Annotated in this window: 17 protein-coding genes; 13 read left to right on the top strand and 4 right to left on the bottom strand. The window is 39.8% G+C overall.

The window, feature by feature from the left end:
* Positions 1–44 precede the first annotated feature (44 nt).
* Both KIT27_02115 and KIT27_02110 read left to right on the top strand, forming a co-directional pair.
* Entirely contained in the window at positions 45–290 is a 246-nt protein-coding gene (locus KIT27_02115) for a succinate dehydrogenase assembly factor 2 (GenBank protein MCW5588437.1), read from the top strand.
* A complete protein-coding gene (locus tag KIT27_02110; GenBank protein ID MCW5588436.1) occupies positions 287–721 on the top strand; it encodes a hypothetical protein in 435 nt (144 codons plus the stop codon). The genes KIT27_02115 and KIT27_02110 overlap by 4 nt, the downstream gene beginning before the upstream one ends.
* A gap of 148 nt (positions 722–869) precedes the next feature.
* On the opposite strand, the gene KIT27_02105 is transcribed toward KIT27_02110, so the two are convergent.
* The 3 genes from KIT27_02105 to map form a co-directional block, all read right to left on the bottom strand.
* Positions 870–1,922 (bottom strand): hypothetical protein, encoded by a 1,053-nt coding sequence (locus KIT27_02105; protein ID MCW5588435.1) that lies wholly within the window; start codon positions 1,920–1,922, stop codon positions 870–872.
* A 199-nt stretch (positions 1,923–2,121) separates the two neighbouring features.
* On the bottom strand, positions 2,122–4,743 hold the full coding sequence (gene glnD / locus KIT27_02100) for a [protein-PII] uridylyltransferase (GenBank protein ID MCW5588434.1): 2,622 nt from the start codon (positions 4,741–4,743) through the stop codon (positions 2,122–2,124).
* Positions 4,718–5,494, bottom strand: coding sequence for a type I methionyl aminopeptidase (gene map / locus KIT27_02095; protein ID MCW5588433.1), 777 nt, complete (start codon positions 5,492–5,494; stop codon positions 4,718–4,720). Before map ends, glnD begins: the two co-directional genes overlap by 26 nt.
* Positions 5,495–5,603: 109 nt before the next feature.
* Between map and KIT27_02090 the strand changes: the two genes are divergently transcribed.
* The 10 genes from KIT27_02090 to bamA all read left to right on the top strand — a co-directional run bounded on the left by KIT27_02090 (position 5,604) and on the right by bamA (position 14,861).
* Positions 5,604–5,843, top strand: coding sequence for a hypothetical protein (locus KIT27_02090; protein ID MCW5588432.1), 240 nt, complete (start codon positions 5,604–5,606; stop codon positions 5,841–5,843).
* A gap of 198 nt (positions 5,844–6,041) precedes the next feature.
* Complete coding sequence (rpsB, locus tag KIT27_02085; protein MCW5588431.1) at positions 6,042–6,881, top strand: 30S ribosomal protein S2; 840 nt, start codon at positions 6,042–6,044, stop codon at positions 6,879–6,881.
* A 19-nt stretch (positions 6,882–6,900) separates the two neighbouring features.
* On the top strand, positions 6,901–7,782 hold the full coding sequence (locus KIT27_02080) for an elongation factor Ts (protein MCW5588430.1): 882 nt from the start codon (positions 6,901–6,903) through the stop codon (positions 7,780–7,782).
* Between the two features lie 3 nt (positions 7,783–7,785).
* A complete protein-coding gene (gene pyrH, locus KIT27_02075; protein ID MCW5588429.1) occupies positions 7,786–8,511 on the top strand; it encodes a UMP kinase in 726 nt (241 codons plus the stop codon).
* Between the two features lie 2 nt (positions 8,512–8,513).
* Positions 8,514–9,071 carry a ribosome recycling factor gene (frr, locus tag KIT27_02070; GenBank protein MCW5588428.1) on the top strand — a complete coding sequence of 186 codons (558 nt, stop codon included), beginning with the start codon at positions 8,514–8,516 and terminating at the stop codon, positions 9,069–9,071.
* An 11-nt stretch (positions 9,072–9,082) separates the two neighbouring features.
* The gene (locus KIT27_02065) at positions 9,083–9,826 is read left to right on the top strand and encodes an isoprenyl transferase (protein MCW5588427.1); all 744 of its coding nucleotides are present in this window, start codon (positions 9,083–9,085) and stop codon (positions 9,824–9,826) included.
* Positions 9,820–10,635 (top strand): CDP-archaeol synthase, encoded by an 816-nt coding sequence (locus KIT27_02060; protein ID MCW5588426.1) that lies wholly within the window; start codon positions 9,820–9,822, stop codon positions 10,633–10,635. Before KIT27_02065 ends, KIT27_02060 begins: the two co-directional genes overlap by 7 nt.
* A complete protein-coding gene (gene ispC / locus KIT27_02055; protein ID MCW5588425.1) occupies positions 10,632–11,849 on the top strand; it encodes a 1-deoxy-D-xylulose-5-phosphate reductoisomerase in 1,218 nt (405 codons plus the stop codon). Before KIT27_02060 ends, ispC begins: the two co-directional genes overlap by 4 nt.
* Positions 11,850–11,876: 27 nt before the next feature.
* A complete protein-coding gene (locus tag KIT27_02050; GenBank protein MCW5588424.1) occupies positions 11,877–12,359 on the top strand; it encodes a hypothetical protein in 483 nt (160 codons plus the stop codon).
* Positions 12,360–12,467: 108 nt separating this feature from the next.
* Positions 12,468–14,861, top strand: coding sequence for an outer membrane protein assembly factor BamA (gene bamA / locus KIT27_02045; GenBank protein ID MCW5588423.1), 2,394 nt, complete (start codon positions 12,468–12,470; stop codon positions 14,859–14,861).
* A gap of 384 nt (positions 14,862–15,245) precedes the next feature.
* Here bamA and KIT27_02040 read toward each other — a convergent pair whose 3' ends face one another.
* On the bottom strand, positions 15,246–16,580 hold the full coding sequence (locus tag KIT27_02040; GenBank protein ID MCW5588422.1) for an exodeoxyribonuclease VII large subunit: 1,335 nt from the start codon (positions 16,578–16,580) through the stop codon (positions 15,246–15,248).
* Positions 16,581–16,843: 263 nt separating this feature from the next.
* Here KIT27_02040 and KIT27_02035 point away from each other — a divergent pair, with 263 nt between their 5' ends.
* Positions 16,844–18,136: a hypothetical protein gene (locus tag KIT27_02035; GenBank protein ID MCW5588421.1), complete on the top strand. Its 1,293-nt coding sequence runs from the start codon at positions 16,844–16,846 to the stop codon at positions 18,134–18,136.
* Positions 18,137–18,226: the final 90 nt, after the last annotated feature.

Raw genomic sequence — 18,226 nt, 5'->3', positions numbered from 1 at the left:
TATGGGCATTTTACTGATAATCTCATTCGCAGCAAGGGGAAATCATGGATCTTATCGATAAAAAAAAACTACACTGGGCCTGTCGGCGTGGTATGTGGGAATTGGATATTTTATTGGAGCGCTTTTTAATGGAACGCTTCGATAAGCTGACACCGCTGCAACAATCGGCATTTGTAGAGTTGTTATCGTGCCAAGATCAAGAATTATTTGAATGGTTTATGCAACGTCGCGCGCCAGAAGAAGTCCATTTGCAAGAAATGATTCACTTAGTGCTTGAGAATATGCCATGAATTTAATTCGATTTGCCGATCTGAAACTCATCATTTATCCGAAACAATCGAAGTGGTTATTGAGTTTTACCGTCGGCATTACAGTATTTGCCGGACTCTTGATGTGGTGGGCAAATATTGCGTGGCCAATCAAATTATTGCTATTTTTATTATTAATGTATAGCCTGTGGTATCATTGGCGACATCACAACGATTCCATTCACTGTATAGAGCACCATAACCAAGCAGGATGGTTTTTGACGATAGACAATACTAAAAAAAAAGTTTCAATCCCACCGAAAAAAATGGTGATCACGCAATGGTTTATGGTATTGCAGTTTAAATCTACCGGAAAGAATTATAAAGTACTCTTGACGCGTGATATGTTTAATCCGTCGGATTGGCGGAGACTAAAAATAATATTAGCGACGCAATTTACTAGTGCGTGTTGATCGATTACTTTGTTTGTTGTATCTCGTTAACAAATACGAGCCACTATGAAATGCATTTTGGGGTATGGGCTGTCCATAAAATGTTCAGCCCATTATTGTGTGTTAATTATAATGATTAACTATTTCTAATGCTACCATATCTAGTTTATTATGTAGTTTTCCCCATGCCTTTATACTGTCGCTTATTATCGCGTTCTGAAGTACTATGTTTTTGTGGAGAAATTTGATCGTCATAGTCATTAAAATTTGAAAAACTGACTGTGATAGGAGTCTCATGAGTCTTTGCCAATGGTTTCTTCAAGTTATGCTGGTTATCTTGTTGTGCAGAAATTTCGTCGTCGTCTTTATTCCCAGTATCTACGCACTGTTTAAATTGATCATGGTCATACTTACCAAGAAATTTATTGAGGTGCCTGTGCGTATCTATCATCGAATTCCAGTCTGCCGGAGTAGCTAGTTTATGACTGTTTATGTATTGGCTACTCGCAGCTATTCTTTTTGGAAAAAGAGTTAGTAAAATACCTTCTACGGCTTGATGAGCTTTTTGTAGTGTATCTAAAACCTTCTTTGGCATAGAAGTTATTATGCTCACTAAGTTTCCGTTATTTAACGCGAATGGTGTTTGTGCAACATAATACAATTGTTTTCCTGCTTTATGATTATCACCAGTAGGAGTTTTGCCTGCGTTAAGTTCTATGTATTTTCTGTTTACACATGAAGCGGGATTGGGACTTCCAGTCTGATAAAGTGACACTAATGTTACACCTAACTTATCACTCTCTTGCGTAATTGTGGCTTCTGGGTTTGAACCATGCACAAAAAAATAATTTTTATCTAAAATAACTGGATTACGTAATGCGAATTCTCCTGCCATTAAGCCATGTTGGCTCTGAAAATTTTCATGTAACAAACCTTTTTCACATGCCTTTGCAGCAGATAGATCATTAACAATGTGAGCAGCTGTTAGATCGTGATGAAGTGTGGGTATTGTAATATCCTTGTCGTTAATCCTCACTGTACCAAACATACCATTAGTACTAAACATACCATTAGTTTCGCTGGCACTGGCATGAGTATAAGGGGCACTGAAAACAGAAAGCACTGCAGTTAGAAGTTTAGCTAAACTCCAGCTAAATGATACATTTTCTTGCGGTAGATTTGCCTTTTTTGATGGTTTATTTTTTTTCGATGGACGTGGCATGTTACAAACTCCATAAATGTTATTAGTATTTTATTTAAAGGACATTATGCTAATGTTCTTTTTATATGACGGACCGCATCCTAAATGAATTTAGCTCAAAGATCAACTTCGCGATTTTATCTTCAGCAGATTGTGCAGGGCGTCAAAGCCAAACACCGAGATATCGAGCAGGTTCTCTAAATTGATCGAACCGATTAGCCTATATCTCAGCTAACAATCCAATCATGCGATTTTTTAATTTTTCTTGTGCGCTGATATCGGTAAAGGCTTGTTGATGGCGATCCGTAATATAAAACACGTCTTCAACTCGCTCTCCCAAGGTTACGATTTTGGCATTTTGAATACTGATCCCCTGTTCCACCAAAGCAATACTCACTTTTGCTAATAATCCGGGTCGGTCTACGCAAAATAATTCCATAATCGTGCGATTTTTTTCGTGATCTTGCAAAAAATGGATATCCACTTTTTGCGGGAAATGATAGTGGTGACGACGATAGGATTTTTTTATGGCGGGTGCTTCCCGTTTTTCTAGTTGATTGACTAATCGTTGCGTAATTTGCTGGATTTCATGTGCAAAAACTAAAGGATGATGATGACGATTTAAGACTTTAAAACTATCCAACGAATAGCCATTTTTTGAGGTAATAATCCGTGCTTCTAAAACCGTTAAACCTGCCTGATCGAGTACGGTAACAATGCTGGCAAATAAATAATCGTAATCGGCACAATAAACAAAAATGGCTGTTGAATTATCATCGGTAATAGTATTGCTGATAATCACCAGTGGTTTTTCGCTATGATGATTTAAAATATGTTGAGTGTGCCAAGCAATTTCCTGAGGTTGATGATGTAAAAAATAATTATTCCCCAGCGCTAACCATAGTTTGTTAATAATTTCTTCGTTGGAAATATGAGGTGTTAATAATTGTAAGGCTGCTGTTTTTTTATGGCGAATGAATTCTACTTGCGCACGCGGTTGTCGCACTAAATGTTGATAGCTTAATTCATATAATTCTTTTAATAAACTATCTTTCCAGCCATTCCATAATTGAGGATTCGTTCCGCGAATATCCGCAACCGTGAGCAAGTAAAGATAATTTAATTTTTCCACCGAATTGACCGTTTTCACGAATTCATTAATCACGTTAGTGTCGTAAATGTCGCGGCGTTGCGCCGTAATTGACATCAGTAAATGATTTTTCACTAGCCACTCTACCAACTCAGTATCTTTTTCGGGTAACTGATGTTGCTCACAAAACGATCGCGCAGCCATGGCGCCCAATGTTGAATGATCGCCACCTCGTCCTTTGCCGATATCGTGGAATAATGCACCCAAAAAAAGTAATGCGCGTTTGCGCAGAGTTGACATGAGACGATGACACAAGGGAAATTGTGAGGAGGATAAAAATTGCTCGATATTTTTCAACACAAACAAGGTATGCTGATCAACAGTATACGCATGAAATAAATCGTATTGCATTTTGCCAATGACCTCACCAAAATACGGTAAATAATTTCCTAATAAGCCATAACGGTTCATGCGAGCTAATTGATCGACCACACGTTGAGGTTGCTCCAAGAGTGTTAAAAATAAGTGATGAGATAAAGGATTTTGTCTAAATTCGTCGTTAATTAAAAAGGATTTTTTTCGCAATACTTGAATGGTTTGTGCTCGTACACCTTGGATAGATGGATTTTTCGCCAGATGTAAAAAAATCTCAAAGAGTAATTCTGGCTTTTTAGGCAAAATATCTGGATTTTTTAAAGCAATATAGCGATCTATAATATGAAAACTGTTATCAATTTCGCTGATTTCTTGCTGTTTATGAATGACAGTTTCGCGAAAAAATTGCAAAAAAACTTCATTTAAATGACGAATAATTTTCGCAGAACGATAATAATTTTGCATAAATTGCTCAATTGCCAATTCATGTTCGCGATCACCATAGCCAAATTGTTGAGCTAAGGTTTTTTGATAATCAAATGATAATCTATCTTCACATTTTTGCGTTAAACAGTGTAGTGCAAAACGAATTTTGCTCAAAACACTTTTTGCTGTCATCAACAACTCATAATCGTCGGCCTCAAAAATCGAGGGGATCACCAAGTCTTTTAGTTGAGTGATAGGATAATAATACTGTGCAATCCAGGTAATCATTTGGATGTCACGCAACCCACCTGGACTATTTTTAATATTAGGTTCTAGATTATACGCAGTGGCATGAAAATGAATGTAGCGTTGTTCTTGTTCTTGCATTTTGGCGTAAAAAAAATCGGATACACTCCACAAAGCATGCTCAGCAATCGTTTGTTTTAAGTTTTGAAAAAGTTTTTCATGTCCTTGCAACAATCGTGCTTCTAATAAACTAGTGAAAATACTGACGTCTTTTTTGGCTAATTCGATACAGTCAGTGAAGGTGCGAATACTGTGCCCAGGTTTTAAACCAATATCCCATAATAAATTAATAAATTCGGTTAATTTATTTTCTGGTTGATGCAATGCCGATCCGCTTAATATTAAAATATCAATATCAGAATAGGGAAATAATTCTTGTCGACCATATCCGCCCACGGCAATAAGACATAAATTGCTTAAAACATTTAATTGCGTAGAATGCCATAAAAAATCTAAAACGTGGTCAATAAATTCGCTGTGTTTAGAAATTAATTGCAATGACTGATTGCTTTTCGGCGAAAATGCATCCGCCAGCAATTGTTGATGTTGTTTTAAAGCTTGACGAAAAAAAGCGATGACGTGCGTGCGTTTCGCATCCCGGCTCAACGCGAAAGGCAGTTCACAAAAATTCGTGCTTTTCTTCATTGCGCAAACTTAAAATTTCAAATCCTGTTTCTGTGACTAAAATCGTATGTTCCCATTGCGCTGAAAGACTATGATCTTTTGTGACCACCGTCCATTGATCGGGGAGCAATTTCACAAAACGTTTACCAGCATTAATCATGGGTTCAATGGTAAAGGTCATGCCTGCTTCTAGCACGAAACCCGTGTTAGGTTCGCCATAATGCAAGACTTGCGGATCGGTATGAAATTGCGTGCCGATGCCATGTCCGCAATATTCACGTACCACGGAAAAACGGTTGGCTTCCGCGTGTTTTTGAATAACGGCGCCAATATCGCCCAAGCGTGCGCCAGGTTTTACTGCTTTAATACCCATATATAAGGCTTCTTGGCAAACCTTGACTAAGCGTTGAGCGAGCACCGAAGGCTTACCCACCAAAAACATTTTACTGGTATCGCCATGAAAACCGTCTTTGATGACCGTGACATCGACGTTAATAATATCGCCATCGCGCAATTTGCGATCGCTTGGAATGCCGTGGCACACTTGATGATTCACCGAAGTACAAATCGATTTTGGAAAACCGTTATAATTTAACGGTGCCGGAATGGCTTGTTGATGATTGACGATATAATCGTGACAAAGGGTATTTAATTCGTCGGTAGTAACTCCCACGGTGACATGTTCACCAATCATTTCTAACACTTCTGCCGCCAAACGACTGGCAACGCGCATTTTTTCAATGTCTTCAGGAGTTTTAATATCGACTTTCATGCTAACCATCAGGATAAAGATAAAGAGAAACTATTGTACGCGAGCACAATTAGTGTGACAATCCTTATCTACCGATCCGGGTCGATTAAAGCAACACGAGAATTCAGTTATGTCACAACATTCGCTATTCGAAAAAATTATCCCGTTTATCGCTCTCGGGATTACCATTGCGATTGCAATATTTTTATTTATTGTGGGATTGTATATCTTATTCTACGGCGCCCTCATCGGATTAATTATTTTTACCGTTGTTTTTCTTAAGAATAAGTTATTCGGTTCAAGCAATAAGCTACCGCGTGAATCGGCACATTCTAAAACTTATGACCACGATGAGTTTAAAAATAGTTGAACATTCTGCCTCAAAATTCTGTCTAACCGCACATTGTGATTTATCGCATTGTGTGGTATAAATCCAAACCTGCTCATAAGAGCAGGTTTAAATCGGTCACACTTATCGACACATCAATCAGGGTGCTTAGAGAAGTTTAATCATTTCAACAAGTTGGTTGTTGGGATAAGTGGAAGTTTAACCCAATAGGAGTTATCAATGTCTAAAGTTACTATGCGACACATGCTCGCCGCTGGCGTTCATTTTGGTCATCAAACCCGTTACTGGAATCCTAAAATGGCATCGTATATTTTTGGTGCCCGCAATAAAATCCACGTCATTAATCTTGAAGAAACCATCGTTTTATTCGATGAAGCCATCAATTTCTTCAGCCGTTTAGCGGCCAATAAAGGCAAAGTATTATTCGTTGGCACCAAATGGTCAGCGCAAGAAGTTATCCGTGAACACGCCAAACGCTGCGGTATGCCTTATGTGGATTATCGCTGGTTAGGCGGCATGCTCACGAATTATAAAACCGTGCGTCAATCGATTCGTCGCTTAAAAGAATTAGAAGCACAAGAAAAACAAGGTCTTTTTGAACGTTTAACCAAAAAAGAAGTGTTAAACATTCGTCATGAAATCGAAAAATTAGAACGCAGTCTTGGCGGTATTAAAGATATGGGTAGTCTTCCCGATGCTTTATTCGTCATCGACGTCGGTTACGAAAAAATTGCTGTGCAAGAAGCCAATAAATTAAAAATTCCTGTGGTCGGCGTGGTCGATACCAATCGCGATCCCGATAACATTGATTATATCATTCCAGGCAACGATGACTCGCGCAGTGCGATTGAACTCTATACCAAAGCCGTGGCCGATGCCATTATCGAAGCTCGCGGTTCTGTGACTACCGCAACCAGCGAAGATGAATTCGTGGAAGTCGAAGAAGAACGCCGTTACGATGATTTGAGTGACGAAGAAGATGCGGGAGCTGCTAGAATTTCTCCACTATTAAAAACGGCTAACATCAAAATCAAAGAACAGCACGTTGTTGCAAAATAAGTTTAAGAGGGAATAGTCAATGAGTATAACCGCCCAAATGGTGAAAGAACTGCGCGAACGTACCGGTGCTGGCATGATGGAATGCAAAAAAGCCTTAGTCGAAAGCAATGGCGATATTGAAGCCGCCATCACCGAAATGCGTAAAAATGGTCAAGCGAAAGCCGCTAAAAAATCGGGACGTATTGCTGCTGAAGGCATGATTGTCATTCAACACGATGCAGCCGCAAAAGTTGCCATCATTGCAGAAGTGAATTGCGAAACCGATTTCGTGGCGCGCGATGAAAATTTTGTTCATTTTGCCAATCACGTTGCAGAAACTGCATTAAAGCATCGTTGTGTTGATTTAGAAAAATTAAAACAACTGACGTTAGCGGGTAGTCAAAATAGCGTCGAACAAGAACGCGCAGAACTCGTGATTAAAATTGGCGAAAACATTAATGTGCGCCGCTTGGAATTGTTCGAAACCCAAGGTGAAGTCGGCTATTATTCTCATGGCTCACGCATCGGTGTGTTAATCGATGTCAAAGGTGCAAGCCAAGAATTAGCCAAAGATTTAGCCATGCATATCGCTGCTAGCAATCCACTCGCAGTGGATGAAAAGGGCGTGGATGCTGCGATCATCGAAAAAGAACGCGACATCGCGCAAACGCAAGCGGCCACCTCTGGCAAGCCTGCCGATATCGTGGAAAAAATGGTACAAGGTCGCGTCAGCAAATTTTTAAAAGAAAATACTTTGCTCGGCCAAGCATTTATTAAAAATCCCGATGTCACTGTCCAAGCTTTATTAACCACCGAAAAAGCACAAGTCGTGCGTTTTGTGCGGTTTGAAGTCGGTGAAGGCATTGAAAAAGTTGAAGTGGATTTTGCTAAAGAAGTGATGGCACAAGCACGCGGAGAATAAGGCATGAAGCACCAGCCGATTTTTCGTCGCATTTTGTTAAAATTAAGCGGCGAAGCATTAATGGGCAACAGTGACTTCGGTATAGATCCCAGTGTCATTGCACGCATGGCCAAAGAAGTGGCCGAATTAATTCGTCTTAACGTGCAAGTCGGTTTAGTGATCGGCGGCGGAAATTTATTCCGCGGCCGCGCACTCTCCGAAGCGGGCTTAGGCAGAATCACCGGCGATTATATGGGCATGCTGGCCACAGTCATGAATGCGCTGGCATTTCGTGATGTCTTAGAACAATTCGATGTGCCCACTCGCGTAATGTCAGCGATCCCCATGAGTGGCGTTGTTGATCATTACGATCGGCGAAAAGCTTCTTATCATCTCGACGAAGGTCGCGTAGTCATTTTCTCGGCGGGTACGGGTAATCCCTTAGTGACTACCGATTCAGCCGCCAGTTTGCGCAGCATTGAAGTTGATGCCGATATTCTACTCAAAGCCACCACTGTCGATGGCATTTACGATTCCGATCCCGCCAAAAATCCGCATGCTAAACGTTATCAACGTTTAACCTATAGCGAAGTATTAAGCAAAGAATTAGGGGTAATGGATTTAAGCGCATTTTGCCAATGTCGCGATCATAACATGCCCATCCGTGTTTTTAATGTCACCAAAGCAGGTGCCTTATTACGAATTATTACTGGTGAAGATGAAGGAACATTGGTTACCAAAGGAGACTAAACATGATCGAAACACTGAAACAAGACGTCACGCAACGCATGAAAAAATCCGTTGAAACCTTTAAAAATAATTTAGCAAAAATTCGCACGGGTCGTGCACATCCGAGTTTATTAGAACACATCACGGTGTTGTATTACGGAAATCCTTCGCCCTTAAATCAAGTGGCGAGCGTTACCGCTGCCGATGCCCGTAGCCTTATGATCACACCATGGGAAAAAAACATGGTTGAACCGATTGAAAAAGCCATCATGAACGCTGATTTAGGTTTAAATCCAGTCACCGTAGGCATGAATATTCGTGTTCCATTACCCGCACTCACCGAAGAACGCCGCAAAGAAATGACTAAAGTCGTGCGCGGAGAAGGTGAAGATGCTAAAGTTGCGGTGCGTAATATTCGTCGCGATGCCAATAATCATTTAAAAGAATTATTAAAAAGCAAAGATATCACCGAAGACGATCAACGTCGTGCGGAAGAGGCTATTCAAAAAATGACGGATAAACACATTGCCGAAATCGATGCCTTGCTCGCTACGAAAGAACAAGAATTGATGGAAGTATAGGATAATCACTCGTGCCTAATGTCGTACCCCAACATGTTGCTATTGTCATGGATGGGAATGGGCGTTGGGCATTGCAGCGTAATTTGCCGCGCATTGCCGGCCACAAAGCCGGCGTGCAATCAGTGCGTAGTATTCTTCAACGCGCAGTGCAATTAGCAATTCCAGTATTAAGTTTATTTGCCTTTGGTCAAGAAAATTGGCGACGTCCGCCAGATGAAGTCAATTTTTTGATGAATTTATTTCGCCTCAGTTTAAAACGCGAAATTAAATCACTGCATAAAAATAATATCAAACTTCGTATTCTAGGCGATCGCTCGCGTTTTTCACCAAGTTTGCTTAAGGTGATTGAAGATTGCGAAGAAAAAACCGCTCAGAATAGCGGATTGCAATTAAATTTACTGGTCAATTATTCAGGGCGCTGGGATATTCAACACGCCTTAGAAAAAATAGTTCGTCAATTCCAGCAAAACATTCTCTCTCCAGCAGAAATAAATGTTGAAACTATTGAACAACAGTTAGCGACAGCCGCTTTACCCGAACCCGATTTATTCATCCGCACTAGTGGTGAATGTCGGTTAAGTAATTTTATGCTATGGCAATTAGCTTATACGGAATTATATTTTACTCAAACGTTATGGCCAGATTTTCGTGCGGAAGATTTTGACCAAGCAATTGCCGCATTTAATCAACGTCAACGCCGTTTTGGTTATACCGGCACACAATTACAAACACAGGAAAATTCCGACTTATGCTAAAACAACGCATCTTAACCGCAGCACTCTTAATACCATTAGTATTGTTGTGTTTATTATATTTACCATTAACAGCACTTGCTATGTTAAGTGCGATATTAATCTTAGGCTGTGCGTGGGAATGGTTAATCCTATGTGAAATTAAACAGCGTGCGTTGCAGGTAAGTTATTTATTGTTTATTGCCGCAAGTTGTTACGGATTATGGTATGCCGATTTAAGCCTTCATTTTAGCATTTATTTTTTAGCCACATTAGGCTGGATTTTTGCGAGCGCCTTAATTTTTACTTTTCCTAAAAATTGGCAATGGTGGCAGTTTTTATCGTTGCGTTTAATAGCGGGTCTTATGTTATTCATTCCCACCTGGTTGGGCTTAAATCAACTGGTGGCTTATCCTGCTGGGCGTTACCAATTAATATTAGTGTTAGTATTTATTTGGAGTGCCGATTCTGGCGCTTATTTTGCCGGAAGAGCTTGGGGTAAACATTTATTAGCACCTAAAGTGAGCCCTAAAAAAACGTGGGAGGGTGTCAGTGGCGGTGTGATGGGTGGAATGATCGTGGCAATACTTGGCGTTATATTATTTAAATTATCCTTATCTCAAGCCATTTTATATTTAATTATTGGAGTGATGTTTGTCTTTATTTCAATTGTTGGCGATTTAACCGAAAGCATGGTGAAACGTCAGCAAGGTGTGAAAGACAGTGGGACCATTTTTCCAGGACACGGAGGATTACTCGATCGCTTAGACAGTTTATTTGCCGTGATCCCACTCTTTGCCTTAGTAGAATTAATGTTAAGAGGGATGGCGTGAAAAAAAATATTTGTATTTTAGGTTCAACCGGATCCATCGGACAAAATACCTTAAACGTGATTGCGCAACATCCGCAGCAATTTTCCGTATTTGCTTTGAGTGGTCATGCGAATGTTACTTTATTATTGCAACAATGCCAGCAATTTAAGCCCAAGTATGCGGTGATGACAGATGAAGAACCTGCACAACAATTAAAAAATAAAATTGAACAATATCAATTACCCACACAAGTATTATCTGGCGCACAAGCGTTAGAAACCATCGTCAGTTTTCCAGAAGTCGATAGTGTGATGGCTGCAATTGTGGGAGGCATTGGTATGCGCTCCACACTAGCCGCAGCACGTGCCGGAAAACGCATTTTACTGGCCAATAAAGAGGCATTAATTATGGCCGGTGAAGTGATCATGAAAACTGCCCAACACTATCATGCCGAAATTATTCCTGTGGATAGCGAGCACAATGCTATTTTTCAAGCCATGCCCGCACAGTATCGTTGTGGTGAAAAACCCTTAGGCGTCAATAAAATTATTTTAACGGCATCCGGCGGACCATTTCGCGAATGGGCGTATGAAACACTGGCAAGTGTGACTCCCGAGCAAGCCTGCGCGCATCCCAATTGGAGTATGGGTAAAAAAATTTCCGTCGACTCGGCGACGATGATGAATAAAGCCTTAGAAGTTATTGAAGCGCATTGGTTATTTCAACAAACGAGTGCAGAAATCGAAGTGGTATTGCATCCTCAAAGTATTATTCATTCGTTAGTGGAATATGCCGATGGTTCATTACTGGCGCAATTAGGCCAACCCGATATGCGTATTCCTATTGCCTGTGCGTTAAGTTGGCCAGCGCGCATCACTTCTGGGGTGAAATCATTAAATTTAATTGAATGCGCGCGTTTGGACTTTGAGAGCATCGATGAAAAACGATTTCCTGGATTACAGTTAGCCTATCGCGCCTTAGAACTGGGTGGATTTGCGAGTGCAATTTTAAATGCCGCGAATGAAGTGGCGGTTATGGCGTTTTTACAGGAAAAAATACGCTTTACGGATATCGTTCACATTTGCGAAATGGCCATGACGCACTGTACTAATATTTCATACAAGACAAATAATACCAATGCTCGTGAAGAGATGGCAGAAATAGAAATGATTATTAAAGCAGATAGGGATGCTCGTTCTTTTGTTAACGAGTATCTTCAAATTTACAATACCTAACAACCTAAACTTCAGAAGGATGATAATATGGATATTTTTCAAGTCATTAAATTGTTCAAATCCTATTTTCTAGCATCTAATCACGCTTCTTCAACTTCTAATACCCATCAAAATTTGGTTATTAATGGAACCTCTTCCCGCAATACAGTGCACACTCTCGAACCCACTAAAATTAAAATCACTAACCAAACCTCTTCTTCTATGAAACTAATTATCATAGATCTTCGGGATAAAAGTATTAAACCACAAAATCCATTGCCTGCTAAGAGTAGTGATAGTTTCAGCTCATCTTCTTTCGATGATGTTGAGGGTGGAACGCTGACTTATGAAAAATGCACTTTGAGTTGGTCAAAATTTTGGAAACAAGTCCGTGGAGATCAATATCTCGTCTTTAATGCCGATGCCTACCCGACACCGGGATCAGGAGCTTCTTACAAAGATTGTGTGACCAACATAGTAGAAAAAAATCATGATAACGGGGCTTTTGGCGTGAAATTTATTATGAGCTAAGTTGATTCAATATTTGGCAAAAAAAGAAATCCGAATATTTTTTTGCATTTTTGCTCTGAACATTGCAAAATCAGCGTCTGTTTGATTAGGTATGGGAAGATCACCGCAATGCGTGGAAAAAAATTACTCTCTGCGATGTTATCGCTGGGTAGCTGTTGTTTAACAACGGCTGCATTTGCTTTTAGTCCGTTCACCGTTAAAGCCATCCGAATTGTTGGTTTGCAGGGGATCAATCAACAAACCGTGATGAACTACGTTCCTGTGCGGATTGGTCGCGAAATCACCCCCGAAAATTCATCGCAAATTATTCAAGCATTGTATAACACGGGTTTTTTCCAAGATGTCGAATTGGGGCGTGAAGGCAATACGCTTTATATTTACGTCAGCGAACGCCCCGTGATCAGCAGTATCACCATCAGCGGCAATAAAGATATAAAATCCGATGATTTGCGCAAAGTCTTGCGTAAAATGGGCATTGCTGAAGGCCAAGTATTAAATCGTTCCGCCATTGCTAATTTAAAATTTGCGCTGCAAAATCAATATACGCAATTGAGCAAATATAATGCGAGTGTCGATATTACGACCAAACGTTTAGCGCGCAATCGCGTGGACTTAACCATTGCCATTAATGAAGGTGGCGTCACTAAAGTTGGCGCTATTCTCATTTCAGGTAATCAGGCTTTTTCTCAACGCACACTATTGCATCAATTCAAACTCTCCACACCCAATTTATTTTCTTTTTTCACTAAAGACGATGAATACACCGAAGAAAAACTCGACGATGATTTACAAAATTTAAAATATTATTATCTCGATCACGGTTATTTGCGCATGCAAATTGTTTCCCATCAAGTGAGTTTATCTGCCGATAAACAACAGGTGACCATTCATGTGCAAGTCGAAGAAGGACCACAATATCGCTTTAGCGGTTATCACGTCAGTGGCGATATTCCCATTAGCCAAGAAGAATTATTAGCCAATGTCGATTTAACACCCAACACCATTTTTTCTCGCGAAAAAATTGTCGAGGCGCAAAAAGCCATGGGGCATGCCCTTGGTAATCATGGCTATGCCTTTGCTCAAATAGCTGTTGAACCTGTAGTCAATGAAAATGCTAAAACGGTGGCGATTAATTATGAAATTATGCCTGGCCGTCGTTATTATGTTCGTCAAATTCATTTTAGTGGCAACACCAAAACCGAAGATAAAGCCTTGCGTCAAGTCATGCAGCAAATGGAAGGCGGCTTGGTGAATTTAAAACGCATCGACGATTCCACGCGTAATTTAAATTTATTAGGATTTGTTAAAGACGTTCATCACGATTTTACTCCCGTGGCTGGCAAAGATAATCAAGTCGATTTGAACATGCATGTGAGTGAAATGCCATCGGCGACGATCACAGCGGGTGTGGGTTATTCAACCGATCAAAAGTTTTTAGTATCTGCGTCGTTTAACCAACCTAATTTCTTAGGCACGGGTGACGCATTTGGTATTAACTTCAGTAACAGTGCTTATGTGCGCTCGTATAGTGTGAGTTTCACCAATCCGTATTTCACGCCAGACGGTATTAGTCAAAGTTTAAGTTTTTATTATCAACGCTATAATCCCGGAAAATTATCTTCCTTAACCAACAGCTATACCTATAATGCCTTTGGAGGTAATTTAGGTTATGGTATCCCGATTAATAACTACAATCGTTTTACCTTTGGTGCGGGCTTTGAGCACATCAAGTTATTACCCGGTAATCCTGAACCCTTATTCATTACGGAATTTTTAAATCGTCAAAATGGCAAAACGCGCTATAACCAAGCTTCTTTAAGCGTGGGTTGGATATTTAATTCCTTCGATCGTGCATTTTTCCCCACCAAAGGTTTAGAGGCCGATGTTAATGCCTCCGTGGCGTTGCCCGCGAGCTCGCGTTCATTGCATTATTATAAACTCAATGCTAACACCCAGGGCTTTTTACCGCTCGATCGTGAGCGTAATTGGATTGTCATGGGTAAAGGCGGTGCGGTTTATGGTAATGGCTTTAACAATACCCAAATATTGCCCTTTTTTACCAATTATTTCGGCGGTGGGTTAGACACCGATGTGCCATTGCCATCATTAGAAGCCAATAGCTTAGGACCCAAAGATGAATTTGGGAATACCATGGGCGGTAATGTTGGTTATTTTGGTCAAATGGGTTTGATCGTGCCGCAATTTAATGAAAACGTTCGTACCTTGTTATTCGTGCAAGGTTCCAAGCTCTATGCAACCAAAACGTCGCCCACGTATACTGTTTTGCAAGAATTAGCCCAAGCTCGTAAACCGCGTTACGCTTACGGTGTTTCCGTCGAATGGCGAACCTTTTTTGCACCGATTGTGTTTAGCTTATCAAAACCGATTAAGCGCTATTGTCAATCACCCGGCTCAGTCACCGTGAATGGTATCACCGTCGATCGCCAAGCCTATTGCGACGATCCCGATGTCTTCCAATTCACCCTAGCCGCGAATTTTTAATTTGCATGTAGCCTGGAACGGAGCGAAGCGTAGATCCAGGATCGGTGAAATTTTAAAACTCCGATCCGGGATCTTCACTGCATGCCGTAATAAGCTTTCATTTTTGAAGTTCTAACATCCGTTAAAAACTCAACATCAAAGTTTTAAAGTGATACCGATCCTGGTTCGCAGTGTAGATCGAGGATCCGAGCTTGCCGTAGCCTGGAACGGAGCGCAGCGTAGATCCAGGATCGGAGTTTTAAAATTTCACCGATCCTGAGTTTTTAACGGATGTTAGCGGTTTAAAATCGAGGTATAAAAATAGTCTGATCCTGGATCTCCGCTCTGCTCCGTTCCAGGCTACGCTCTGCTCCGTTCCAGGCTACTTCTGCGCTCTGTTCCAGGCTATTCCTTGATCACCTTACTATCGACTTCGCCATCCGCTAATAAAATAGTAATCTCATCACCGTTATTCAGCGCGTGAGCAGATTTGATAACCTCACGATTAGCACTTCTGACAATTGCGTATCCCCGATCTAACGTCGCAAGGGGACTGACTAACTGTAATTGCTTCATTAAAGAATTAAAATGATCTTGGGTTTGTTGCAATTGATGACGGATGATTTGTAATAACTGTTTTTGCAAAAATTGTAATTGTAATTTTTTATTGACTAAAAATTTTTGTGGAGTGGTTTGTTTAAAACGGGTAATTAAATGAGTAAATTGCACACGTGTTTTATGTTGCTGATGCGTTAAAGCGTTATTTAAAGCGCGTTCAAGATAATCTAAACGTTGCTGATAATCTTGTAATAACTGTTTGGGATGACGCAAACGCTGGCTTAACTGTAATAAATTAAAATGATAGTCTTGAATTTTATCTTCGATGAAGTTGTGCAATTGCCTTAATTGAAGATGGAGTTGCGTTAACATATCCTCGCGCTTGGGGCTTACTAATTCGGCGGCGGCTGAAGGCGTCGGGGCGCGCACATCGGCGACAAAATCGCTAATCGTAAAATCGATTTCGTGTCCCACGCCAGAGACAATCGGTAACTGACTATTAAAAATGGCTTGCGCCACTTTTTCATCGTTAAACGCCCATAAATCTTCGATCGAGCCACCGCCTCGACATAAAATTAAAACTTCACATGTGGCATGCCGGTTCGCTTGCTGAATAGACCGCACAATTTCAGCGGGGGCTTTATCGCCTTGCACGGACGTGGGATAAATAATGATATTGAGCATGGGCGCGCGTCGTCGCAATACCGATAAGACATCACGCAGAGCGGCAGCAGTGGGGGAGGTGATGATCCCAATCGTGCGCGGAAACTCAGGGAGTGCGCGTTTGCGTTCTAGCGCAAATAATCCTTGTTGCTGTAATTTTATTTTTAACTGCTCAAACTGGCGTTGCAATAATCCTGCTCCCGCCAATTCTGCTTGCGAGACGATGAGTTGATAATCCCCGCGTGCCGGATAGAGACTTAATTTGGCTTGCACCAGAATTTGTAAGCCATTTTCTAATTTAAACGGTAATTGCCGATGCTGTTGCCGAAACAGCGCCGCACGCACTTGCGCTTGTTCATCTTTCAACGAAAAATACACATGACCCGAACTGGGACAAGCTAAATTCGAAATTTCCCCACTCACCCACACTTGAGGGAAATGATTTTCTAAGAGATCTCGCGCTTGGAAGTTTAATTCCGCGACACTTAAAATCGGCTGTAATTTATCGTTCTCAATCATGGCGTTACCAAAATGTTGCATGAAGAGTGACTATAACAAATATTCTTTTTCCAAGCACCTTTAACCTGTCTAAGAAACTTGATATCAATGGTTTGCCAAGGTTAGATCCGCGGAATTTAATGTTATTCCTTAATCAAAAATCTAAATTTAAGATCACCCTATCAGATTAAACTCAGGATGGGTTTGCTGGAAAGATTGCGAGAAGGAGGAAAGCGTGGTATAAATGTTGAATAAAAATAATCTAAAGAATACGTAAAATACTTATGCCTAAAACTTTTCATTGCCTAAAGCTTCCTTGTGTTTTTGACAACAAATATCAGAGTGGTACTTATGATGATATTGGTTGTATTCCTTTTAATGAATTACCAGAAAAATTATTAAATATTAGTGAAGATGCAATGGTGTATTTAACCTTGCAACAACCAGAAAATCCATCTGATCCTGCTAATTGTAAAATGTTGTATAAATCCGTGCTGGCTAAAAAAAGTTATTTTTTGAAGCTAACTCAATTTGAAGAGTGCCAGACCACGAAATCCGTAGCAGAAGACGTAGAGTTTGTGATTAACTTCCAAAGAAATAATAATTCTTATGAAACAGCTGGTAATTCCTTTTCTCCAAAAATGGCGGAAATGACTGAGTATTTAGTCAGTAATTTATTTCTTTCTCGTACTTTCCAATCATCTTATCAAATAATTGACTGCTATTTTTCAGCAAATCCAGCAATCCAAAAGCACCAAAAAATTGAACATTCAGAAAATCTTTCTGATTGCTCTATTGAAAATCAAATTACCTCACTAAAATTTGAACCATCTGATCTTAATTTAATCGTAGATCCTGATGATGCTAATCCCCTTAGGGGAGTTATTGTTAATAATGATGACCTAAGAAATCTATTATTGCAGGAAAAATATAATATACAAAGCGTTGTCAGTACTGTGATGTCAAAAGTTTGTGAGTGTTTTTTAGGTAAAACAATAAAAGCCAATAACCCGAAATATTCCTATTCGCCAGTAAATCCCAGTGTGGAAATTATTAAAGAACCTGATGACACCATTTTGATTACAATTAATTCCCCAGTTAATTTACAGTTATTAAGTGACGGGATTTGCGTAAATAACTATAATTTAATTATAGAAATTCCCTATAATAAAAATTTTAGTTGTAAAAAGACTCCTCTAATAAAAATCATCGAAAATCCTGTGGTAGCTACAGAAATTGTAGAAATTGAAAAAACTCAATTACTTCCTGATTTGTGTCGTTTTATCGATAATATAATTTCTAAAATTGATAATGGTAAATATAAAACGAAGCTCGAGAAACTGAAAATTACTATATTTTCGGATTCTAATGCTGGAATCCTTTATAAAAGAAGCTATTTTAATATCATTGCTAGCATTATTAAAAAGTGCAATTCAGTTGACTTTACTGAACAAATGAATGTTTTTATAATTTCTCTTTCAGAACATAATAAAAAATTATGGAGTGAAATATACGATAATGCGATTATTAAACCTAAATCTCTTAAATATGAAAGTGATATTTTTCCTGGATTTTGATTTAATTAACAAAATTTTTAAATTATTTATATTATATGCGAATGGCTTATATCTCAATCTTGGTTAGAAATTTTAATTAGTTTGATATCC

Source organism: Legionellales bacterium, assembly GCA_026125385.1.
GTDB lineage: Bacteria > Pseudomonadota > Gammaproteobacteria > JAHCLG01 > JAHCLG01 > JAHCLG01.
This window is presented reverse-complemented; position numbering and strand designations above follow the sequence as displayed.